This window comes from Streptomyces sp. SLBN-118, assembly GCF_006715635.1.
In the GTDB taxonomy this organism is placed as follows: domain Bacteria; phylum Actinomycetota; class Actinomycetes; order Streptomycetales; family Streptomycetaceae; genus Streptomyces.
The window spans coordinates 2,059,551-2,080,234 of the sequence record NZ_VFNP01000002.1 but is presented as its reverse complement, the minus strand read 5'-3'; the positions used below and the strand labels follow the sequence as shown (position 1 = coordinate 2,080,234).

Genomic DNA, 20,684 nt, shown 5'->3' with positions numbered 1-20,684 from the left:
CGCAGATCCTGCGAATGACCCGTTCGAACCCACGACAAGAAATCGAGGCCTCCATGACCCGCGGAAGCCGATGGCTGGTCCTCATCGCAGCCTCCGCAGTGCTCGCCGTGCTCGGTGGCATAGCTGTGTGGCACTCCGCCGAGCGCAGCGCCCGTAGAGACCGGCCGCAGGCCCACGACCCCCACGTCGCGGTGGGGGAGGTGTCGCTCGCTGCGGACGCAGACGCCCCGCGGAGGGTGGTTTTCCGAAACATGGCATGGGGCCCGCACCGAGACGAGCTCGTCAGCGTCCCCGCCGGTCGGCCGGCTTCGCGGCGCGCCGCCTCCGGCGTACGCTGCCTGCGCTTCCATGCAGCACACGGCACCGGCATCTGCCTCCAAGCGGGCTCCGCACCCCAGGGCCACCGCGCCGTTGTCCTCGACGCCAGGCTGCGTGAGCAGCGCAGCTACTCGCTCCCTGGTATCCCCACTCGCGCTCGCGTCTCCCCCAGCGGCCGGATGGTCGCCTGGACGGCCTTCGTCACCGGTGACACCTATGCGGGGGCGAACTTCTCAACCCGGACGGCGATCCTCGACACCCGCAGCTGGAACCTTCACGCGAGGTTGGAGGATTACCGAATCATCAAGGACGGCTCCTCATACCGCGCCGCCGACGTGAACTTCTGGGGCGTGACGTTCGCCGACGACCACCACTTTTACGCGACCCTCGCCACCGGCGGCCGGACGTATCTCGTACGTGGTGACGCCGCCAACCGCACGGTGCGCACCCTGCGCGAGAACGTCGAGTGCCCATCCCTTTCCCCCGACGGCAGCCGTCTGGTCTTCAAGAAGCGCGTCACGGCGCCTGCAGGTGCGCCGTGGCGGCTGTACGCGCTCGATCTCCGCACCTTGCGCGAGACCCCGCTCGCCGAACGCCGCAGCATCGACGACCAGGTGGTCTGGTCAGACGCGCACACTGTGGCCTATTCAGTGCCAGGCGACGACGGCTCTGACCTGTGGACCGTTGCGGCTGATGGCACAGGCACACCACGTCGGCTGATGCGCTCGGCACTCGCACCCGCGTATGTCGGGTGATGCGGGCGGGGGAGTGCCGGCAGGAAATCCGAACGAGATTGGCCAACTCGCGTCATAGGAGAGGAGGGACGGACTCTTCATGAGTAAGAGAGCAATGACCCCGGACGACCACGGCCATCAGCGGGCGGTTCCAACTGGCGTGGATCGTGCAGGGGAAAGCACTGCACAGGTCAAATCGGCTCCACCTCAAGCCGAGAGGGATGTTTGCAATGACGACGGGCCCCGTAACCCATTTCCCGCTGCCGGAAGCCGCTGCCAGTGTCGACGACAACCAGGGCGCGGGCGGGAGCGCGGCCACTTGTGGAGGTTTGGCTGTGCTGACGCTCCCAGCGCAAGGGCAGCTGGTGGCCGGCATACGCCGGTGGACGGCGCGCTTACTGGAGCTATGGAATGTTGGTCCGGAGGACCGGGACTCCATCGTGCTCGTTGTCGACGAACTGGCGGTCAACGCCGTCGAGCACGGAAATGCGGAACTCAGCGTCATGATCAGTCTGGAGACGGCCTCGAAGCTGCGCATCGAGGTTGCTGACTTCGGTGCCCCGGCGGCCCCGGAGGAAGGTGTACCCGAGGAGCGGGACATCGACGAATGCGGCCGGGGCCTTCAGATTGTCGGTCTTCTCTCGGAGTGGGTCGAGCGCCGAACCACCTCCCGAGGCACGCGGGTAACGGTCGGATACCACATCACGTAGACCTCCACCGACCAGGTGTTGGGGATGTCAGCAGTCCCCGACGCCTCCGGGCGGCGCCCTTCCCCCCCCCGCCGCCCACCAGGCGGCCCCGGCCGGAACCCCCTATTTGTCCGGCCGGGGCCGCTGCACGACTACGCGTCTCGACGAGAGCATGGGCGCACGTGGCACGCCGTCGTGAAAGCGACCAGCGCTTCACCCCCCGAGTGGTGCGCCCCTGTGTGCCAGCAGGACAGTCGACCTGGGGGCCGGGCAGATGTGGCGGTTCGTCAGTTTCCTGCACATGGCTGGCGCAGGCGCTCGACGGAGGGCGTCGCCCTTGCGGGCCGGAGACACCGGCTGCGGCACCGCCGCGTGGTCGCCAGAAGCAACCCTTCCGGGTAGTGCGGCGGTCTTACCGGGCGTCGTGCTCAGAGGATCAGCCTCTGTCGACTCGTACTGGTAAACCGACTAGAAGGGGCGCACCCCAGGTGCTGGATCCCAACTTCTGCCTGGACGGTCCGGAGGGTTTCGACGACTCGGACGCTGAGACCGGGGTTCATCCCATCGCCAGGAAGCTGTTCCCCGCCGCAACTGCCGCGGAAGCCTTCAAGAAAGCCCATGAATGGGTGCGGGAAAAGAACATCCGCCTGTCAGACGTGTCGTGGGATTTCTTCCACGACGAGGACGAGCCCTACTGCCTGAGCATCTATTTCACCTTCGAGCTGGATCCCGAAGACGCCTGACCACGACTGTGCAGTTTCGTGAAGACAAGGCTTCTTCGCTGCTCGGGTTGCGAATCCAACTCATGTGCCAGGAGGCCCTGTTGCCACTGTAGTACGCGCCCGAGCCCGTGCGGTGGTCAGCCGACCGCAGCCGTCCCCAGCTGTTCCCGGTGTGCCCGGGTCGTGGCCATCAGCCTGGCGAGTGTGTCCCTGGTCCGCACGAGGTCGGCGATGTGCGTGGAGAGCCGCTCTCGCTCCAGTGCCATCCGATCCAGCGCAGAGTCGGAGTTCTCCTCGCTGGGCGCGTCGACGCAGGGCAGCAGCTCGGTGATGGTGCGGCTGGACAGGCCCGGGCGGAGCGTGATCGGGCAGTCCAATTTGGGTACACCGGGACTGCACACCGACGAGCAGGTCGAGGCGTGGCGTCACGTGACCGCCGCCGTCCACGCCAACGGCGGACGGATCTTCGCCCAGATCATGCACGGCGGCCGGGTCTCGCATTCACACACACCGGCCTGCAGCCGGTCGGCCTCTCGGCGTCCCTGCCGTCGGCGACGTGTTCACCCCGACGGGGCCGCAGCCCGCTGCGACGCCGCGCGCGCTGGACACCTCCGAAGTGCCCGAGCACGCGTAGTCCTACGCCCGGGCCGCCCGCCGCGCCGTCGACGCGGGCTTCGACGGCGTAGAACTGCACGGCGCCAACGGCTACCTGATCTCGCAGTTCCTCTCGTCCAGCGCCAACCTGCGCACGGACCGCTACGGAGGCCCGATCGCCAACCGGATCAGGTTCGCCGTCGAAGCCGCCGCCGCCACCGTCGAGGCCGTCGGCGGGGCCAGGACCGGTATCCGGCTCTCACCGGGCGGAACCTTCTGGGGAGTCGAGGAGAGCGACGTCCGCGAGCTCTACACCGCGCTGCTGACCGAATGGGCCCCCCTCGGGCTGGCATACGTGCACCTCGAAGCCACCGCCGACGAAGAAGTGCTCGTCGCCCTGCGCCGGACGTGGCCGGGCACCCCTTCGTCATGAACCCCGTGCTTCCGATGGGACCGAAGCAGACCAGCCGGGACGACGCCGGCCACCGGCTCGGCCTGGGCGCCGATCTCATCAGCTTCGGCCGCGCCTTCCTCGCCAACCCCGACCTGGTCGAGCGGGGCGGGGCGGGCTTCCGATCGCCCCGTCGACGAGGCCACGTACTACCAGGGCGGTGACGCGGGCTATCTGACCTACTCGGCTCACCAGCACGCGGCTTGACCCCGAGCCGACCCCCAAGCGTCGGCGGGGCTGGATGTGCGGCTGGGCCGCACATCCAGCCCGTCCGGCGTTTGAGGACATGCGGCCGAAGGTCGCATACGGGGGTCCAGGGGGCGAAGCCCTTGGTTACGGGAAGGGGCGGGGTGGGGAACAGGCCCGCCGCAGGCGCACCCTCACCGCGCCGCCGTACCCCCCGTAAGCGGCGCCTCCCGCAAGGGAACCGGCTTCCACGTACCAGGAGCCGCACCCCCGTCCGGTCCCCCTCCCGCGCGTTCCACCTCCGCCGGTTCCGTGATCACCTCGGGCCGCGCGAGCGCCGACGCGTCGAGCCGCGCCACCCCGCACGGCACCGACTTCGTCACGTAGGGCAGTTGCAGCACACACTCCCGGCTCCACAGCCCGGCCCCCGCCAACCAACCTTGTGGAGCGGCCAGTTGGTGCAGCCGCCGTCCAGCCGGCCGCCAGATGCCCAGCCGGCTTCCCGCCGCCCCGTCGATCCGCAGGGCCACCGCGCAGCTCTCCGGGGTGAGGACCTGACCCGGCTGCACGGCGAACGGCTTCACCGCGCAGTCCGCGAGCCGCAGGCACTCCGGGAAGCGCACGGGCCGCAGGCTGCCCAGTACGCCCCAGCCGATCCGGTCGTGGCCCGGCGCGTTCGAGCGGATCAGGATCAGGCCGCTGTCCGGGGCGGCCAGCAGCAGCCGGTCTTCGCTGTCCTCGGTGATCTGGAGCAACGGAGTCACCTCCCCGCCCCGCTCCAGGTCGACCACCACCGCTTTCACCGGGCCGCCCTCCAACTGCCGGTCCAGGGCGAGCATCCGGCCCGTACGGTCGAGCCACACCCCGCCGGAGCAGCGCCCCGGCACCTCGGCGACATGCTCGGGCCCGAAGGCCCCGCCCGCGACCAGCCAGATCGCGGTCGACGTGGCGCCGGGCGCCAGGGCGTATGCGCAGACACCGTCCGGCGAGGGCGGAAGGAGCGTCAGCTCCGCCGACTCGACGCTGCCGAGGGGCAGTTCACCGGTGCCCGGCCCGGTCGGATACAGCAGCGAGAAGGTATGCCGCTGCTCCACCCGCCGCCCGATCAGTACCCGCCCGTCGGCCAGCGGCAGCACCTCGGCGTCCCGCTCCTCCGGCTGCCCCAGCGGGAGCGGTACCGCGTAGGGCTCGGGTCCGTCGAGCGTCCACCGCTCGGCGAACAGGGCCTCACCGTCCCCCGCCAGCCGGGCCGCGTAGCTCCCGCCCGCGGTGATCGTGAACTCTGTACGCGCCACGGCTCCGTTCGCCGCGGCGGTCTCGATGGCACAGGCTGTCATGGGATCGTCACCTCCGGTCACGAAGCTAGGTATCGCACTTCCTGCCGAACAGCGCCAGACCGCCGTTTCACACATAAGGGTGGCCGGGCCGGGATTCGCCTGAGGGCCAGGGGACGAGTGTGCTCAGCGGGAATACCGTGCCGGAGGTGGGGCGGTCAGTTGGCGAGGCAGCCCGTGACAGCGCGGTGAACAACTGGGCCAAGGAGCCCAGGCCACCGGGGCGCGGAGCGCAGGTAACCTGTCTCCGTGCCCCGTCTGTCTGAAGTCATCGCCGCGCTCGACGCCCTGTGGCCCCCCGAGCGGGCCGAACAGTGGGACGCCGTCGGCACCGTCTGCGGCGACCCCGACTCCGAGGTCACCCGCGTCCTGTTCGCCGTGGACCCGGTCCAGCAGATCGCCGACGAGGCGATCGGGCTCGGGGCCCAGCTGATCGTCACGCATCACCCGCTCTACCTGCGCGGTACGACGACGGTCGCCGCCTCCCACTTCAAGGGGCGGGTCGTGCACACCCTGATCAAGCACGACATCGCCCTGCACGTCGCGCACACCAACGCCGACACCGCCGATCCCGGCGTGTCCGACGCCCTCGCGGGCGCGCTGGACCTGCGGGTCACCGGCCCCCTCGTGCCCGAAAGCGGCCTCGGCCGGATCTGCGAGCTCGACCACCCCGAGACCCTGGCCGAATTCGCCGAGCGGGCCGCCAAGCGGCTGCCCGCCACCGCGCAGGGCATCCGCATCGCGGGCGACCCCGGCGCCCTGGTGCGCAGGGTCGCGGTCAGCGGCGGCTCAGGAGACAGCCTCTTCGACGTCGTACGGGCCGCGGGCGTGGACGCCTTCCTGACCGCGGACCTGCGCCACCACCCGGCCTCCGAGGCCACGCAGCACTCACCTCTGGGGCTGGTCGACGCCGCGCACTGGGCCACCGAGTGGCCCTGGTGCGAGCAGGCGGCCGCCCAGCTCGACGCGATGTCCGACCGGCACGGCTGGGGCCTTCGGGTCCACGTCTCGCACACGGTCACAGACCCCTGGTCCTCCCACCACTCTTCTCCTGGAGCCCCCAACTGAACGCCGCGCCCGCCGACCAGATCCGACTTCTCGACGTCCAGGCACTCGACGTACGGCTGTCGCAGCTCACCCACAAGCGCAACACGCTGCCCGAGCACGCCGAGATCGAGTCGCTCACCAAGGACCTCACGCAGCTGCGCGATCTACTGGTCGCCGCGCAGACCGAGGAGAGCGACACCGCCCGCGAGCAGACCAAGGCCGAGCAGGACGTCGACCAGGTGCGCCAGCGTGCCGTACGCGACCAGCAGCGCCTCGACTCGGGCGCCGTCACCTCGCCCAAGGACCTGGAGAGCCTGCAGCACGAGATCGTCTCGCTCGCCAAGCGCCAGGGCGACCTGGAGGACGTCGTCCTCGAGGTCATGGAGCGCCGCGAGTCCGCGCAGGAGCGTGTCACCGAGCTGACCGGACGCGTCTCCTCGGTCCAGGCCAAGGTCGACGACGCGACCGCCCGCCGGGACGCCGCGCAGGAGCAGATCGACGGCGAGATCGCCTCGGCCACCAAGGAGCGCGAGGTCGTGGCGGGCTCCGTGCCCGCGGATCTGCTCAAGCTGTACGAGAAGCTGCGCGTCCAGCAGGGCGGGGTGGGGGCGGCCCGCCTCTACCAGCGCCGGTGCGAGGGCTGCCAGTTGGAGCTCAACATCACCGAGGTGAACGAGGTCAAGGCGGCGTCCCCGGACACGGTGCTGCGCTGCGAGAACTGCCGCCGCATTCTGGTCCGTACCTCTGAGTCGGGTCTGTAATGCGGGAGTTCGTCGTCGAGGCGGACGGCGGCTCCCGGGGGAATCCGGGCCCCGCGGGATACGGCGCCGCGGTGATCGACCCGACAACGGGGGAGACGCTGGCCGAGGCGGCCGAGTACATCGGTGTGGCGACGAACAATGTCGCCGAGTACAAGGGCCTCATCGCCGGTCTCAAGGCCGCGAAGGCCCTCGACCCGGACGCCTCGGTCCGGGTCCGGATGGACTCCAAGCTCGTCGTCGAGCAGATGTCGGGCCGCTGGAAGATCAAGCACCCGGACATGAAGCCGCTGGCGGCCGAGGCCGCGCGCGTCTTCCCCGCGTCGCAGGTGACGTACGAGTGGATCCCGCGCGAGAAGAACAAGCACGCGGACCGGCTGGCCAACGAGGCGATGGACGCGGGCAAGAAGGGCAAGCAGTGGGAGCCTTCGCGCTCCACGGCGGCCCTTGACACGCTTGACGCGAAGGCGGCGCGGGTGGTCGGCGACGCGACGGCCGGCGCGGCGAAGGCGAGGGCGGCGCTCGCGGGCCGCGGCGCCGCCGACGAAGCGGTCGCGGAACCGGACGAAGCGGTCGCCGGGCCGGAGGCGGCCGCACCGTCGGTCGGCTGGGGGCCCGCCGACCTGGGCACGCCCGCGACCTTCGTACTGCTGCGCCACGGCGAGACGCCGCTCACCCCCGAGAAGCGCTTCTCGGGCAGCGGCGGCACCGACCCGTCGCTGTCCCCGGCGGGCATGCGCCAGGCGGAGGCCGTCGCCGCGGCGCTGGCGGCGAGGGGCACGGTTCAGGAGATCGTCAGCTCCCCGCTCAAGCGCTGCCGCGAGACGGCGGAGACGGTCGCGACCCGGCTCGGCCTGGACGTCCGCATCGAGGAGGGCCTGCGCGAGACGGACTTCGGCGCGTGGGAGGACCTGACCTTCGCGGAGGTCCAGGAGCGGTACGCCGACGACCTGTCGGCCTGGCTGGCCTCGCCGAAGGTGCTGCCGACGGGCGGCGGCGAGAGCTTCGCCACGGTGGCCCGCCGGGTCGCGGCGACGCGCGACAAACTGATCGAGCGCTACATGGGCCGTACGGTCCTGCTGGTCACGCATGTCACCCCGATCAAGACCCTGGTCCGCCTGGCGCTCGGTGCCCCTCCGGAGTCGCTGTTCCGGATGGAACTCTCGGCGGCGTCGGTCTCGGCGGTGGCGTACTACTCCGACGGCAACGCGTCGGTGCGCCTGGTGAACGACACGTCGCACTTGCGCTGAGGCGGAGCCGGGACGCGGCCCGCAGGCAGGCGGCTCGGCAGCCGTCCGCGGGGAGGGTGTGGGGGCGCGGGGGTGTCCCGCGTCCCCGCACCCCCCCCCGTGACCTCAGGCCACGCCGTCGCGCAGACGCGCCGCCCCGCGGGCCAGGGTCTCGACACGTGTCCAGTCCCGCGCAGCGACCGCGTCCGGCGGCAGCATCCACGTACCCCCTACGCAGCCCACGTTCGCCAGTGCCAGATACGACGGCGCCGACGCGCGCGAGATGCCGCCCGTCGGGCAGAAACGGGCCTGGGGGAGCGGCCCGGCAAGGGACTTGAGGTAGGCGGTGCCGCCCGCCGCCTGTGCCGGGAAGAACTTCAGTTCGCTCAGGCCGCGCTCCAGCAGTGCCACGACCTCCGACGCCGTCGAGACCCCCGGCAGGAACGGCACTCCCGACTGCTGCATCGCCTCCAGCAGCCGGTCCGTCCAGCCGGGGCTCACCAGGAACCGCGCCCCCGCCGCGACCGCCGCGTCCACGCTCTGCGGGGAGACGACCGTGCCCGCGCCGACGATCGCGTCCGGTACCTCGGAGGCGATCGCGCGGATCGCGTCCAGCGCCGCGGGGGTCCTCAGGGTCACCTCGATCGCGGGCAGGCCGCCCGCGACCAGGGCCCGCGCGAGCGGTACGGCATCGGCCGCGTCCTCGACGACCACCACAGGAACGACGGGCGCGAGGTCCAGGACGGAGGGCATGCGGCCATCCTGCCGGGCGACCCCATCCAACGCAACGAGCGTTGCAGAGGATGCAATCAGTGGATCTGGGTGACCAGCACGTCCAGTGCCCACGCCTGCCCCGCGCGCCCCGGAGCCTCCGCCTCCACGACGTACCCCAGGTCCCGCAGCGCCTCCACCAGCTCCGCCGGACGGGAGGGCTTCGCGCCCGCCGTCAGCAGGTCCCGTACCAGCCGGCCCTTCGTCGCCTTGTTGAAGTGGCTGACCACCTTCCGGGTCGGCGCATGCAGCACCCGCACCGTCGCCGTACGCCCCGCCACCTCCCCCTTCGGCTTCCACGCCGCCGCATACGCCGAGGACCGCAGATCGAGGACGAGCCCGGCGTCGGCCGCCTCGGGCAGGGCGGAAGCCATCGGCCCCCGCCAGTGCGCACCCAGCGCGCCGAGCCCCGGCAGCTTCACGCCCATCGAGCAGCGGTACGACGGGATCCGGTCGGTGATCCGTACCGCACCCCACAGCCCCGAGAAGACCAGCAGCGACTGCCGGGCCCGGCGCCGCGCGTCCGGTTCGAGCGTCGCGAGGCTGAGCGCGTCGTACAGGACGCCCGTGTAGATCTCCCCGGCCGGCCGGGTCCCCGCGGTCCTCAGCTCCACGTTCTTAGCGATCTCGCCGCGCAGCCCCTCGCTCAGTCCGAGTACCTCCCGCGCCTTGTCCTCGTCGGCGGCGCACAACTCGACCAGTTCGTCCAGCACCGCGGCGCGCGCCCCGGCAAGACCCGGCAGCGACAACGACTCCGGCTTCAGCGGAGCCCCGCGCCCGGAAGCGGCCTTACCCTCCGACGGCGGCAACAGCACGAGCACGGCACAACTCCTTCGTACGCACGGGGGCGGGGGGCGCGGGCGTGTTGTGCAAGTCGCGCCTGCCCCGCGACGCCTGGCACGCACTCCCCCGTAGCCCTTCGGGCACGGGAGGTGCCCCCACGCGATGTTGTCGGAGTCGCCCAAGTACGTCCAGTACGAGGGCGATCTCCCCCAGACTTCGTCCGGGGGTACCCCCACCGCCTTGCGATTGCACTCGCCAGACGCCGCGGGGCCCGCCCTTCGGGCGGACGGCGCCACTTCCACAACACGCCCGCGGCCCCCGCGCCAGCGTACGGGGTGCCAAGGTCCCCGCCCCGCCATACGCTCGGTCCATGCCCCGCCGCAAGATGCTTGTGACCGGCGCAGCCGAGGCTCCGCTGCGGGCCGCGCTGCACGTGCTGCGTACGACGCTCGACGTACCGGAGGACTTCCCGCCCGAGGTCCTCGCCGAGGCGGAGGCGGCCGCCCGGGCCCCGCGCCTGCCCGAGCACGACGCCACCGACATCCCCTTCTTCACCATCGACCCGCCGGCCTCCGTCGACCTCGACCAGGCGATGCACCTCTCGCGCCGCGACGGCGGATACCGCGTGCGGTACGCGATCGCCGATGTCGCCGCATTCGTCGCACCCGGTGGCGTGCTCGACGCCGAGGCCCATCGCCGCGTCCAGACCCTCTACTTCCCGGACGGGAAGGTTCCGCTGCATCCGGCCGTGCTCTCCGAAGGCGCGGCCAGCCTGCTGCCCGGCCACCCGGCTCCCGCGCTGCTCTGGCAGATCGACCTCGACGCCGAGGGGCGCCCCGTCGCGACCGAGGTGCGGCGCGCGCTCGTCCGCAGCCGGGCCAAGCTCGACTACGAGGGCGTGCAGCGGCAGATCGACGCGGGCACGGCCGAGGAGCCGCTGGCGCTGCTCAGGGACATCGGGCTGCTGCGCGAGAACCTGGAGCGCGAACGCGGCGGGATCTCCCTGAACGTCCCCGAGCAGGAAATCGTCGAGCGGGACGGCTCGTACGCCATCGCATACCGCGCCGTACTCCCCGCCGGCGCCTGGAACGCCCAGATCTCGCTGCTCACCGGCATGGCCGCGGCCGACCTCATGATCGCGGCGGGCACCGGCATCCTGCGTACGCTGCCCACCGCCCCGGACGGCGCGGTGGCACGGCTGCGCCGCTCGGCGAAGGCGCTGCACATCGACTGGCCGCACCATGTCTCGTACGCGGACGTGGTCCGTTCCCTCGACCCGGACAACACCCGCCACGCCGCCTTCCTGGAGGAGTGCACGACCCTGCTCCGCGGCGCGGGCTACAGCTCCTTCACGGGCGGCGAACTGCCCTCGCCCGCGGTCCACGCGGCGGTCGCCGACGAGTACACGCACTGCACGGCCCCGCTGCGACGGCTCGTGGACCGGTACGCGGGCGAGCTGTGCGTGGCGGCCGTGGCAGGACAGGAGCCGCCCGAGTGGGTCTCGGCCGCGCTGGAGGCACTGCCCAAGGAGATGGCGGACGGCTCGCGCCGCGCCAACACGGTGGAACGCGAGTGCGTCGACTTCATCGAGGCGGCGGTGCTGAAGGAACGGATCGGCGAGGTCTTCGACGCCTACGTGGTGGACGTGGAGGAGGACGAATTCGCGGTCGGAACGGTCCACCTGGAGGACCCGGCGGTGGTCGCGCGGATCGCGGGCGGCGAGGCCGAACTGCCCCTGGGCGAGCGGCTGCGGGTGAGGCTCACACAGGCGGACCCGGGATCGGCGAAGGTGCGGTTCGCACCCGCGTGAGGGCCTGGACGAGCGCCTTCGGGTCGTCGGCGTGGAAGCGCACGACCCGCGCACGACCTTGCTTCCCGAGCGGCCGTACGTAGCGAACAGGCGCCGCGAGCTCCACCGCCACCGTCGTCTGGCTCGCGACGATCAGATCCAGCGACCCGTCCTCGCGCGACTGGATCAACCGCCCCTCGGGACAACGCCGTTCGACGCGGGCGCCGACGATCTCGTCCGCCTGCATCCGCAGGTCGAACAGCGCGCCGGAGCGGATCCGCAGTGATCCGTCCGGTCCCACCACATGGGGCCGGGTCACACAGGACGCGTGCAGGGCGACCATCAGCAGCACGCCGTACACATCGACGGCCAGCGATCGCCGGTGAGCGCCTCCGGATTCCCGTGATCGTGTGCCACGATCGAGGGAACGACTCCCCTTCTCACGACGGGCGGCCCGGCGATGTCCCAGTCTGACGAGCGACCGAGGAAGGAGCGCGACATGAGTGCCATGCCGCATGAACCGCTCACGCAGGCGGACATCCTGCTGGAGGGCTTCCTGGCGCTGGAGACGCCGGAGGGTTTCCGTGCGGAGCTGATCGAGGGGGAAATCGTAGTGACGCCGCCGCCGGACGGGGATCACGAGGACTACATCAGTGCGATCGCGAAGCAGGTAATAAGGCGTTCACAGGCAGATATGGACTTCTCCGGGAACAAAGGGCTCAAGCTGCCGAGCGGGGGAGGCTGCCCCAAGAGCCATGTGATCCCCGACGGCACCTTTGCCCCTACCGAGCTTCGGCTGTTCCGGGGTGCAGACCCCTGGATGCCGTGCGACGGTGTGGAACTCGTCGTCGAGGTCACGTCGACACGGGCGAAGGTCGATCGTGAAGACAAGCGGCGCTGCTATGCGCGCGGGGGTATCCCGCTGTACCTGCTTGTCGATCGCGACGAGTCTTCGGTCACGCTCTTCAGTGAGCCGGAGGGCGAGGACTACGGCAAGCGGTGCTCCGTGTCGTTCGGCAAGTCCCTGACGCTCCCCGAGTCATTCGCCTTCGACCTGGAGACCGCCGCCCTCACGTGAGGATCGCCCGGCGCCGCCCACCCACACCAGCTCGGCGGGATTCGGCCCCGCGCACGCCAGGTAGCATGGTCGTCACGGCAGACGAGCCGGGCGGACGGCCGCGTGGAGATCTTCGGACCTCCCCGAGGAACGTCCGGGCTCCACAGGGCAAGGTGGTGGCTAACGGCCACCCGGGGTGACCCGCGGGACAGTGCCACAGAAAACAGACCGCCGGGGACCTCGGTCCTCGGTAAGGGTGAAACGGTGGTGTAAGAGACCACCAGCGCCTGAGGTGACTCAGGCGGCTAGGTAAACCCCACCTGGAGCAAGGTCAAGAGGGGCCGCTGCAAGAGGCGGCCCTGCGCGGACGTTCGAGGGCTGCCCGCCCGAGTCCGCGGGTAGACCGCACGAGACCGGTGGCAACGCCGGTCCTAGATGGATGGCCGTCTCCCCGGACGCCGCGAGGCGCCCGGGCGACAGAACCCGGCGTACAGCCCGACTCGTCTGCCGCCTGGGGCCCATGACCAGCGTAATTGCAGGTCAAGGGCCCTTCTTCGTCGGGCCCGAATTGACCAAGGGCATCATCTCGGTGGCCGGCGGGGCCGCGTCGGCGGGGAGCAGGTCCAGGCGGCGAGACTGAGGGTCGTGTACGTGTGCGGTACGGGTCGGAGGTGGCCGGTGCAGTGTGTCCCGGGCGCGGCGTGTCGGGTGACTGCGCCGGGGTGCCGTGCAGGTGGGTGCCGATCAGGTAACCGATCAGCAGGCCGGCAGCGAGGTAGCACTTGTGCCGATTGGGCTGTGGACGCAGATCGGGCTGGCCCTGGCCGGCCGGGCGGGAGCCCGCCTGGCCTCCGCCGTCGGCATCACCGTGGGCAAGGACAGGCTGCTGCGGCTGGTCAGAGCCCTGCCCGGCTGTGACGCAGCCAGCGGACACGATTCGACCTGGCGACACCCATTCACCCGGAAGGTCACTGTCCGGCTCAGTATGTGGTCCTCTGAACCGCCTGCCAGAATATCTCGACGATCCGGTCGAGGAAGTCCTCTTCCGTCTGCCCGGTGTCGGCGGGTTCTGGCTCCGCGTCCGAGCGGGAGTAGTACCTTCCCCGGCTCCAGCCCAGCGCGGTTGCCGCGCTGCGCAGCGACCGGCCCTGGTACTCGGTGTGCATCTCCTCCAGTGCCGCTTCCAGGACCGGCCGGTCCAGGGGCAGCAGCTCGCCCACCGGGCGCACATGCGCCTGCCAACGCGTGGTGACCGCGCGGCGCAGCAGTTTCGCGAGTTTGCCGCCCTGCCCGGTGACGGTGACGAAGTCGGGCAGCGACAGGTGGAGCACGTGGGCGAGAGCGGCGGACTGCCGCTCGTCACCGGTCCACTCGCAGGCCTCCTCCATCCGCAGATACGCCAGGAGTTCCAGCCCGACGCCCCGGGCGACGTCCTCGGGCGGGAGCCCGCAGGCCACACGATGCTGACGCAAGGTCCTTGGCGCACCGACGAGTTCACCAAGCGAGCACCACAACACACCCGTGAGTGCTGTGAGTTCGGACGGGCCGGGAGCTGTGGTGCCGCGCTCCCAGGCGATCACCAGCTCGGGCGTGACATGGGACAGCCCGTAGGAGACCCGCATGTCGTAGGCGACGTGCTGGGGTCCCATGCCGAGTGCCGCCCGCAGTCTGCGGGCGGCCCGGGCGTCAAAGGGCGGGGTGGGAGGCGTGGGTTGCTGGGCCTGCGGTGGCTGCACGCGCTGCAACCTAGGAGCGCGGAGCCGCCGTGACTACGGTCTGTTCTGCCAGACTCATCGATTGTACGAACGTACGGCTACGGTCATCGGTGTCCGTTTGCGGCGGGCCTGCCCGTACCGGCAGCACATCGCGCGGTTTTCATCCCGGACCGGATCGCCGTACCAGCGCCCCGGCCACGGTCCCAATGGGCGGCCCTGAGACCTCGGCACTCGCGTCGGCGCCCCGAGGTAGCTACGGCATGGTCGCCAGGATCGTCCGCCACCTTTGTATACACAGACGATGCCCTTACTCGTGGGTCGGGCGTTTGATTCGGTCCTGAACAACAAGGCATTCGCGGTGACACCGCAACGCCCTATTCCATGCGGATGGCCAGAATCCCGGCGCTCCGCTTCCATCTCGCTGAGCAACCAGGATCGCAATCCACTCCTTACCTTTTGAAGGGCATAGAAGAAATGGCTCGAGTCGCCTTGATCCGCGCGTCCGCCTCGGGGGACGGGAGCAGACACCCCGTCGATGAGGTGCTGCCCCTCCCGAAGCTCGCCCTCTACGGCTTCCAGCACGTCCTCGCCTTCTACGCGGGCGCCGTCATCGTTCCGATCATCGTCGGCGGAGCTCTCGGACTGAGCCGGGAGCAACTCGTCTACCTGATCAACGCGGACCTCTTCACCTGCGGCATCGCCTCGATCATCCAGGCCCTGGGGGTGGGCAGGATAGGTGCCAGGCTGCCGCTGATCCAGGGTGTCACCTTCACCGCCGTCTCACCGATGATCGCGATCGGCCTCGGGGCCGGCGGCGGCACGGCCGCCCTGCTGGTCATCTATGGTGCGGTCATCACCGCCGGACTGGCCACGTTCGCCTTCGCCTGGCTTCCGACCAGGGCGTTCAGGGCTGTGCTTAAGCTGTTCCCGCCGGTGGTCACCGGCACCGTGATCACCGTGCTCGGCATTGTGCTGATCCCGGTGGGTCTCAACGACGCGGCAGGCGGGCTCGGCAGCGAGGACTTCGGCGATCCGAAGAACTTCGCCTACGCAGGGGGCACCATGCTCGGCATTCTTCTGCTGATCAAGCTGGGCCGGCCCTTCCTGTCGAGCATCGCGATCCTGCTCGGCCTGATCGGCGGTACGGCGGTCGCCTTCGCCCTCGGCGACGCCGGCTTCTCGGACGTCGGGAAAGCCGACTGGGTCGGTGTCACCACCCCGCTCCACTTCGGTGTTCCACGGTTCGAGTGGTTCCCGATCGTGCTGATGTTGATCGTCATGGTGATCACCATGGTGGAGACGACCGGGGACACGTACGCCATCGGTGACATCGTCGGCAAGAAGATCGACGGAGAGACCGTGGCCAGGGCTCTGCGGGCCGACGGCGCGGCGACGGCGCTCGGCGGTGCCCTGAACTCCTTCCCCTACGTGGCCTTCGCGGAGAACGTCGGCCTCGTACGGATGACCAAAGTGAAGAGCCGTTTCGTGGTCGTCGCGGCGGGACTCTTCATGATCGTGCTGGGACTGCTGCCCAAGGCCGCCGCCGCGGTCGCGTCGGTGCCGCACGCGGTCCTCGGCGGAGCGGCGACGGTCATGTTCGCGATGGTCGCGCTGGCCGGCATCCAGACCCTTGCCAAGGTGGACCTCAGGGAGGAGAAGAACGCCCTGGTCGTCGGAGTCTCGCTGGCTGCCGCCCTGCTGCCCGCGACCGTACCCGTGCTGTTCAAGGAGAACATGAACGCGGACCTCTCCTCGCTTTTGAACAGTGGTGTCACGCTCGGCGCGACCACCGCCATCGTGCTCAACGCGTTCCTGAACGGCCTCCGTCCGAGGTCCCACGGGCAGGCGGGGGCCCTCGGCGCAACGCTCGACACCGCACTGGACGGTCAGGTGTCGGCACCCTCCGGGGCCGTCCCCGTGTCGGCCCGAACCGCTGGCGAGACCGCGACCGCGGCTGCCGAACCGGTCAGCGACCCGGGGCACTGAGCCGGGCGCCGGTCGGCGAGCCGACATCCGGCGAACTGGTACCCACCCGATGGGCCTCCCCCGCTCCACGCGGGAGAGATCAGTTCTTGTTCCGGCAAGAACGGACCGGCGGACGCGACCACCACTGAAATTCCGGTGCCTGGTACGGCCCCCGGCCCGCGCGCACCCAGGGCCATCCCCACCAGGTCGCAGGATTCCGGCACCGCCCGCCACGCCGCCACCGCCGGGCCCGGGCGACCGGGTATCCCCACTCGGTGTCGTGGTAAGCGAGGAAGTCCGGGGCGCCGCCGCTCCCAGCGCGGGTCGCCGTCCGGGCCGAGGAACAGGGCCGTCACAACAGGAAGCTCAGTCGCTCGTCCGCCATACCCGGCGCGATCTCGATGATCTCCGCGTTGACGATGTTCTCAGCCACGAACGGGTCGTCATTCACCCGCTTCTCCAGCTCCGCAAGCGACGTGTTGTGCGCCATGACCGCGCCGCCGAGACCAGGCTGGATACTGCCGACCAGCAGGAACACGCCGTCGTCCAGGCCACGCCGGATCCACTCCTGGTGGCCGTTCATGTGCTGGCCGGCGGCGCCCTTGTTCTCGGAGAACCGAAGCAGAACCACGAACATCTGATCTCTCATTTCGCGTAGGTGCTCAGCCAGTCGCGCATCCGGTCGACTTCCCGCCGGACCAATTCCTCGTCGCGGAAGGCGTTGGACAGCACGGCGACACCCTGGCTGAAGGCGAGCACGTGCATGGCCAGTTCGTCGGCCTGCTCGGCGTGCCCCAGCAGCGCGAACTGGTCGCTCAGCCAGGTGCGGAACAGCGTGAACAGCCCGCGGGCCTGGCCGAGCATGGCGTGGTCGAGCTTGGCCAGCTCGGTGTTCAAGGTGCCCACCGGGCAGCCGTACTCCTGGATGTCCGCGCCGTTGCTCAGGACGATCTCGACGAACCGCATGATGCGGCCGACCGGAGTGGCCCGCTCGGTTTCCCACTCCTCCAGCATCCGTCGGGTGTCGGCCAGTCTGGCCTCGATCACCGCGTTCAGGATCGCGTCCTTGGACTTGAAGTGGTAATAGAAGTTGCCCCGCGACAAGCCGACGGCGCCGGCGATGTCCGCGAACGACGTGTGCTCGTAACCGTGCTGGTAGAACAGCCGGTCCGCGGCCTCGACGATCTGATCACGGGTCGCTGCGGCACTCACCGGCTCCTCCTTCGACTGACACGCTCTCACCGGCCACAGCCACTGTAGGACGTCTGACCTAGGGCGACTTTAGGTCAGACGTCCTAGAGGCGTCAAGCCGAAGCCATCGGCAGCCTCTCGACGACACCCCGCCACCGCGAGCCGCCATCGAGCCGAGGATTGACACGCATAGGACAGTCGTCCTAGCGTGACGCCTCGCTAGGACGACTGTCCTACGATGCCCGCGCGAAAGCACTGGAGACCCTCATGCCTGCTGACCTGTTCGAGCCTTTGCCACTGGGTGACCTCATGCTGGCCAACCGGATGGTGATGGCGCCGATGACACGGAACCGAGCCGACAGGAGCGGGCACGTTCCGCCGATGATGGCCACCCACTACCGGCAGCGCGCCACCGCCGGGTTGATCATCTCCGAGTCCACTACGGTCTCGCCGCAGGGCGTGGGCTACCCCTTCACCCCCGGAATCCACACCGATGACCAGGTGGCGAGCTGGCGGCGGGTGACTGATGCGATACACGAACAGAGCGGGCACATCTTCGTGCAGTTGCAACACTGCGGCCGGATATCCCATCCGAGCCTGCTGGACGGCGCCACACCGGTCGCCCCTTCCACACTGCGCCCTGCCGGCCGGGCCGTCACGTACTCGGGCATGCAGGACTTCGTTACGCCGCGCGAGCTCGCACTCGACGAGATCCCGGGAATCGTCGCGCAGTTTCGGCACGCCGCCGAGCTGGCGAAGCTGGCGGGCTTCGACGGCGTCGAAGTCCACGGCGGCAACGGATACCTCATCGACCAGTTCTTGCGCGACGGGAGCAACCACCGCGCCGACGCCTACGGCGGCAGCACTACCGGCCGCATGCGACTGTTGAACGAGGTCCTCGACGCGGTGTGCACCATATGGCCGGCACAGCGCGTGGGTGTGCGCCTGACTCCGGAGAACAGCTTCAACTCGATGTCGGACACGGACCCGCAGACCCACTTCGAGGACTTCCTCCGAAGCCTGAGCCCACGCGGCCTGGCCTACGCGCACATACTCGAAGGCGACATGATGACCAAGACGGGCACAGTCGACTACCGCGCCCTGCGTGCGAGTTTCGCTGGCGTGTACATCGCCAACAACGGCTACGATCTCGCACGCGCCCAAGCGGCGGTGCGCAACGGCAGCGCGGACCTCATCGCCTTCGGCGTGCCATTCCTGGCCAACCCGGACCTCGTCCGCCGCTACCGGGAGAACCTGCCCCTGACCGCGGCCGACCAGTCCACGTTCTACGTCGGCGGGGAAACCGGCTACACCGACTACCCGTTCTTCCGAAGTGACGAACCCAGGGTGCTCGACCAGATGATGAAAGCCGAGTAAGGAAGCTTCCCTGCTTCCTTAGATCGGTACGGTTCCGCCCTTAAGGGAGCTCTGTCGCGCTGGTGCGCGACGCTGCGGCTGACCATCGCAAGCGAGCCGGCGTCGTTGGTGACCGATCAACGAATCGTCACCCTGCCCATGTGATCGCGGGATGCGTCTGCAAAGTCGGTCACCCGCAGGAGTGAAGTTTCCCCGTGATCTCGGACACGTGATCGTTATGCCGCGAGGGCGTGCTGATGCCGCTGCCTGGTCTCGGCCTGGGTGAGGTAGCCGAAAGCCCGGTGCTTGCGCAGGCGGCGGTTGCAGAAAGGTCTCGATGAAGGAGAAGACCTCGGGACCCGTACCTGGGTCGGGCCAGGTACGGCCGGCCAGGACACGACCCAGCGGAATGCCGTATCCGTCCGTCATGCCCGAGCGTTTCAGGACCTGTTTGCCGCGGTCGACCGGGGAGCGCCCGGCCACCTCGCCGCCTCCGGGAGCCATTGGTAATGGAGCCGTCCACGGCGATCTGGTCGAGGACGAGGCCGACGATCCGGTCGTAGGAGTCGAGCGCTATCTGCTTGAGCCGGGCGAAAAGGCCCAGTCGTACCCACTCGTCGTGGCGGCTGCGGATCGTGGTGGCCGAGCAGGTCGTGTCGGCGATCGCCTCATAAGAACAGCCGAAGCGGAGCAGCTGCAGCATCTTGTCGAAGACGATCCGGTCGCTGATGCGCCGCCGGTGGCAGCCGAGTGGATGGTCCGGGTGGTACTCCGGCCGCTCGGGCAGCAGGGCCGCGAATTGGCCCCAGAGCGGTTCGGTCAGCCATGATGGCAGTACAGGCACAGCTCTCCCCGGTGATCACAGAGCGTCGCAAACTCCATGATCACGGAGCCTGTGCCTGCCTCATCTGCCGCCACCCATCACTGCACGTCGCGTACTGCCAGGAGTTCGACCACTGCCCCAGACGACTCCAGCAGCGGTGCAGCGGCAGAGCGCCGGGGATCCGCTCGGTAGGCAGCGAGGTCCTCGCTGTTGGGAAAGGTCACAAGGTGGGCCTCGACCCGATCGTCCAGAGTGCGCAGTCGGCGCTGAAGATGCCCTCCATACTCGGCAAGGAGTGGCAGAACGGCGCTTTCATAAGCGTCGAAGTCGGCCAAGCCCCCTTCAGGCAGCCGCGCGAGCATCAAGTATGTGACGGCCATGGCCCCCTCACGGCGGCAAGAACGGCAGTGACCTTCAAAGCCTAGCTTGAGCGTACGGCTCCAATGCCGCCTTAGTCGCCGCCTATCTGCGCGACCACCACTACATCATCGGCGAGAAACTGCGCTCCGGGTCGGCCGAGGCCACCGAGGCCCTGGCGCGCCAGGGCCGTTACCAGGACGTCCAGGACAATTTGAGGGTCAAGGAGGTACGGCCGTGAGGACGAGCGGTTCGTCATTTGCGTCAACCCCGACGCCGTCGACCGCGACGCGAAGACCAGAGACCGCCTCGTCGCCCACCTCACCGACCTGATCGACGGCACCGACAAGCTCACGCCGACCAAGCGGGCCGAGTTGCGCGGGGTGATCTCCACCAAGCCCGGACTCAACCGCTACCTGCGCGTCATGCCCGGCGGGCTGCTGCGCATCGACGCCGCGAAGATCAAGGCCGAGGAGAACCTGGACGGCAAGTACCTGCTGCGCACGTCCGACCCCAAGATGACCGCCGAGGACTCGCGCTCGGTTATAAGCAGCTCCTCGAAGTCGAACGGGGCTGGCGGGAGATGAAGCAGGTCATCGACCTGCGGCCGGTGGTCCATCGCAAGGAGGAACGATCCGGCTACACCACTACAGGGGACGTGACTTGACGGAGCTCTGGCCTCGGAGATCTGGCACGCTTGGGCTCTGTCCTGCAGGGGCAGACGAGCAGGTTGACGACGGGTCGCAGTGGCGCTGGCGTCACAGACTTGGTGCGTCGATCAGCCTTGGAGCGAGGAGCTGAGATGGCGTCGGGCG

19 protein-coding genes, 1 other RNA gene and 3 pseudogenes are annotated in these 20,684 nt (G+C 69.5%); 13 read left to right on the top strand and 10 right to left on the bottom strand.

Annotated features, from left to right (window positions below):
* Nucleotides 1-53: 53 nt before the first annotated feature.
* The 3 genes from FBY35_RS28140 (at nt 54) to FBY35_RS28130 (ending at nt 2,484) form a co-directional block, all read left to right on the top strand.
* Nucleotides 54-1,073, top strand: a complete 1,020-nt coding sequence (locus FBY35_RS28140; protein ID WP_142216771.1) for a PD40 domain-containing protein — start codon at nt 54-56, stop codon at nt 1,071-1,073.
* 209 nt (nt 1,074-1,282) lie between these two features.
* Entirely contained in the window at nt 1,283-1,762 is a 480-nt protein-coding gene (locus FBY35_RS28135) for an ATP-binding protein (RefSeq protein ID WP_160159327.1), read from the top strand.
* A 467-nt stretch (nt 1,763-2,229) separates the two neighbouring features.
* On the top strand, nt 2,230-2,484 hold the full coding sequence (locus tag FBY35_RS28130; RefSeq protein WP_142216769.1) for a hypothetical protein: 255 nt from the start codon (nt 2,230-2,232) through the stop codon (nt 2,482-2,484).
* 116 nt (nt 2,485-2,600) lie between these two features.
* Here the strand turns inward: FBY35_RS28130 and FBY35_RS37490 are convergent.
* Nucleotides 2,601-2,813 (bottom strand): annotated as a pseudogene (locus FBY35_RS37490) (MerR family transcriptional regulator); the annotation flags it as partial.
* Nucleotides 2,814-2,820: 7 nt separating this feature from the next.
* On the opposite strand from FBY35_RS37490, the pseudogene FBY35_RS28125 reads away from it, so the two are divergent.
* Nucleotides 2,821-3,715 (top strand): annotated as a pseudogene (locus tag FBY35_RS28125) (alkene reductase); the annotation flags it as partial.
* A 173-nt stretch (nt 3,716-3,888) separates the two neighbouring features.
* On the opposite strand, the gene FBY35_RS28120 reads toward FBY35_RS28125, so the two are convergent.
* Nucleotides 3,889-5,031, bottom strand: coding sequence for a hypothetical protein (locus FBY35_RS28120; protein WP_186357084.1), 1,143 nt, complete (start codon nt 5,029-5,031; stop codon nt 3,889-3,891).
* 246 nt (nt 5,032-5,277) lie between these two features.
* Here FBY35_RS28120 and FBY35_RS28115 point away from each other — a divergent pair, with 246 nt between their 5' ends.
* The 3 genes from FBY35_RS28115 to FBY35_RS28105 are packed head-to-tail and all read left to right on the top strand — an operon-like array spanning nt 5,278 to nt 8,083.
* Nucleotides 5,278-6,096, top strand: a complete 819-nt coding sequence (locus FBY35_RS28115; RefSeq protein ID WP_142216767.1) for a Nif3-like dinuclear metal center hexameric protein — start codon at nt 5,278-5,280, stop codon at nt 6,094-6,096.
* A complete protein-coding gene (locus FBY35_RS28110; protein ID WP_186357160.1) occupies nt 6,093-6,836 on the top strand; it encodes a zinc ribbon domain-containing protein in 744 nt (247 codons plus the stop codon). Before FBY35_RS28115 ends, FBY35_RS28110 begins: the two co-directional genes overlap by 4 nt.
* The gene (locus FBY35_RS28105) at nt 6,836-8,083 is read left to right on the top strand and encodes a bifunctional RNase H/acid phosphatase (RefSeq protein ID WP_142216766.1); all 1,248 of its coding nucleotides are present in this window, start codon (nt 6,836-6,838) and stop codon (nt 8,081-8,083) included. The genes FBY35_RS28110 and FBY35_RS28105 overlap by 1 nt, the downstream gene beginning before the upstream one ends.
* 105 nt (nt 8,084-8,188) lie before the next feature.
* On the opposite strand, the gene eda is transcribed toward FBY35_RS28105, so the two are convergent.
* Both eda and yaaA read right to left on the bottom strand, forming a co-directional pair.
* Complete coding sequence (gene eda, locus FBY35_RS28100) at nt 8,189-8,815, bottom strand: bifunctional 4-hydroxy-2-oxoglutarate aldolase/2-dehydro-3-deoxy-phosphogluconate aldolase (protein WP_142216765.1); 627 nt, start codon at nt 8,813-8,815, stop codon at nt 8,189-8,191.
* Nucleotides 8,816-8,871: 56 nt separating this feature from the next.
* Nucleotides 8,872-9,654 (bottom strand): peroxide stress protein YaaA, encoded by a 783-nt coding sequence (gene yaaA / locus FBY35_RS28095; RefSeq protein ID WP_142216764.1) that lies wholly within the window; start codon nt 9,652-9,654, stop codon nt 8,872-8,874.
* A 332-nt stretch (nt 9,655-9,986) separates the two neighbouring features.
* Between yaaA and FBY35_RS28090 the strand changes: the two genes are divergently transcribed.
* A complete protein-coding gene (locus FBY35_RS28090; RefSeq protein WP_142216763.1) occupies nt 9,987-11,426 on the top strand; it encodes an RNB domain-containing ribonuclease in 1,440 nt (479 codons plus the stop codon).
* Here the strand turns inward: FBY35_RS28090 and FBY35_RS28085 are convergent.
* Nucleotides 11,377-11,757 (bottom strand): hypothetical protein, encoded by a 381-nt coding sequence (locus FBY35_RS28085; protein ID WP_142216762.1) that lies wholly within the window; start codon nt 11,755-11,757, stop codon nt 11,377-11,379. The genes FBY35_RS28090 and FBY35_RS28085 overlap by 50 nt on opposite strands.
* A 156-nt stretch (nt 11,758-11,913) precedes the next feature.
* Between FBY35_RS28085 and FBY35_RS28080 the strand changes: the two genes are divergently transcribed.
* Together FBY35_RS28080 and rnpB are read left to right on the top strand one after the other, a co-directional pair.
* Nucleotides 11,914-12,483 carry a Uma2 family endonuclease gene (locus tag FBY35_RS28080; RefSeq protein ID WP_142218207.1) on the top strand — a complete coding sequence of 190 codons (570 nt, stop codon included), beginning with the start codon at nt 11,914-11,916 and terminating at the stop codon, nt 12,481-12,483.
* A gap of 82 nt (nt 12,484-12,565) precedes the next feature.
* Nucleotides 12,566-12,969: RNase P RNA component class A (gene rnpB / locus FBY35_RS28075), an RNA gene on the top strand.
* 473 nt (nt 12,970-13,442) lie between these two features.
* On the opposite strand, the gene FBY35_RS28070 is transcribed toward rnpB, so the two are convergent.
* The gene (locus FBY35_RS28070; RefSeq protein WP_399208994.1) at nt 13,443-14,207 is read right to left on the bottom strand and encodes an XRE family transcriptional regulator; all 765 of its coding nucleotides are present in this window, start codon (nt 14,205-14,207) and stop codon (nt 13,443-13,445) included.
* 444 nt (nt 14,208-14,651) lie between these two features.
* On the opposite strand from FBY35_RS28070, the gene FBY35_RS28065 reads away from it, so the two are divergent.
* A complete protein-coding gene (locus tag FBY35_RS28065) occupies nt 14,652-16,163 on the top strand; it encodes a nucleobase:cation symporter-2 family protein (protein WP_186357083.1) in 1,512 nt (503 codons plus the stop codon).
* A 331-nt stretch (nt 16,164-16,494) separates the two neighbouring features.
* On the opposite strand, the gene FBY35_RS28055 is transcribed toward FBY35_RS28065, so the two are convergent.
* Together FBY35_RS28055 and FBY35_RS28050 are read right to left on the bottom strand one after the other, a co-directional pair.
* Nucleotides 16,495-16,779 carry a YciI family protein gene (locus FBY35_RS28055; protein WP_142216759.1) on the bottom strand — a complete coding sequence of 95 codons (285 nt, stop codon included), beginning with the start codon at nt 16,777-16,779 and terminating at the stop codon, nt 16,495-16,497.
* A gap of 8 nt (nt 16,780-16,787) precedes the next feature.
* Complete coding sequence (locus FBY35_RS28050) at nt 16,788-17,354, bottom strand: TetR/AcrR family transcriptional regulator (RefSeq protein ID WP_142216758.1); 567 nt, start codon at nt 17,352-17,354, stop codon at nt 16,788-16,790.
* 246 nt (nt 17,355-17,600) lie between these two features.
* On the opposite strand from FBY35_RS28050, the gene FBY35_RS28045 reads away from it, so the two are divergent.
* Nucleotides 17,601-18,710 (top strand): alkene reductase, encoded by a 1,110-nt coding sequence (locus FBY35_RS28045; protein ID WP_142216757.1) that lies wholly within the window; start codon nt 17,601-17,603, stop codon nt 18,708-18,710.
* A 363-nt stretch (nt 18,711-19,073) separates the two neighbouring features.
* Here the strand turns inward: FBY35_RS28045 and FBY35_RS28040 are convergent.
* Both FBY35_RS28040 and FBY35_RS28035 read right to left on the bottom strand, forming a co-directional pair.
* Nucleotides 19,074-19,533 (bottom strand): annotated as a pseudogene (locus FBY35_RS28040) (transposase); the annotation flags it as partial.
* A 77-nt stretch (nt 19,534-19,610) separates the two neighbouring features.
* The gene (locus FBY35_RS28035) at nt 19,611-19,892 is read right to left on the bottom strand and encodes a hypothetical protein (RefSeq protein ID WP_142216756.1); all 282 of its coding nucleotides are present in this window, start codon (nt 19,890-19,892) and stop codon (nt 19,611-19,613) included.
* A gap of 360 nt (nt 19,893-20,252) precedes the next feature.
* Here FBY35_RS28035 and FBY35_RS37485 point away from each other — a divergent pair, with 360 nt between their 5' ends.
* Nucleotides 20,253-20,456, top strand: coding sequence for a hypothetical protein (locus tag FBY35_RS37485; protein ID WP_260848838.1), 204 nt, complete (start codon nt 20,253-20,255; stop codon nt 20,454-20,456).
* Nucleotides 20,457-20,684 lie beyond the last annotated feature (228 nt).

Coding starts and splice junctions, on each gene's coding strand:
- FBY35_RS28135 (WP_160159327.1), top strand. CDS start 1,283: ATGACGACGGGCCCCGTAACCCATTTCCCGCTGCCGGAAGCCGCTGCC.
- FBY35_RS28055 (WP_142216759.1), bottom strand. CDS start 16,779: ATGTTCGTGGTTCTGCTTCGGTTCTCCGAGAACAAGGGCGCCGCCGGC.
- FBY35_RS28120 (WP_186357084.1), bottom strand. CDS start 5,031: ATGACAGCCTGTGCCATCGAGACCGCCGCGGCGAACGGAGCCGTGGCG.
- FBY35_RS28035 (WP_142216756.1), bottom strand. CDS start 19,892: ATGGCCGTCACATACTTGATGCTCGCGCGGCTGCCTGAAGGGGGCTTG.
- FBY35_RS28065 (WP_186357083.1), top strand. CDS start 14,652: ATGGCTCGAGTCGCCTTGATCCGCGCGTCCGCCTCGGGGGACGGGAGC.
- FBY35_RS28140 (WP_142216771.1), top strand. CDS start 54: ATGACCCGCGGAAGCCGATGGCTGGTCCTCATCGCAGCCTCCGCAGTG.
- eda (WP_142216765.1), bottom strand. CDS start 8,815: ATGCCCTCCGTCCTGGACCTCGCGCCCGTCGTTCCTGTGGTGGTCGTC.
- FBY35_RS28045 (WP_142216757.1), top strand. CDS start 17,601: ATGCCTGCTGACCTGTTCGAGCCTTTGCCACTGGGTGACCTCATGCTG.
- FBY35_RS28090 (WP_142216763.1), top strand. CDS start 9,987: ATGCCCCGCCGCAAGATGCTTGTGACCGGCGCAGCCGAGGCTCCGCTG.
- FBY35_RS28080 (WP_142218207.1), top strand. CDS start 11,914: ATGCCGCATGAACCGCTCACGCAGGCGGACATCCTGCTGGAGGGCTTC.
- FBY35_RS28105 (WP_142216766.1), top strand. CDS start 6,836: ATGCGGGAGTTCGTCGTCGAGGCGGACGGCGGCTCCCGGGGGAATCCG.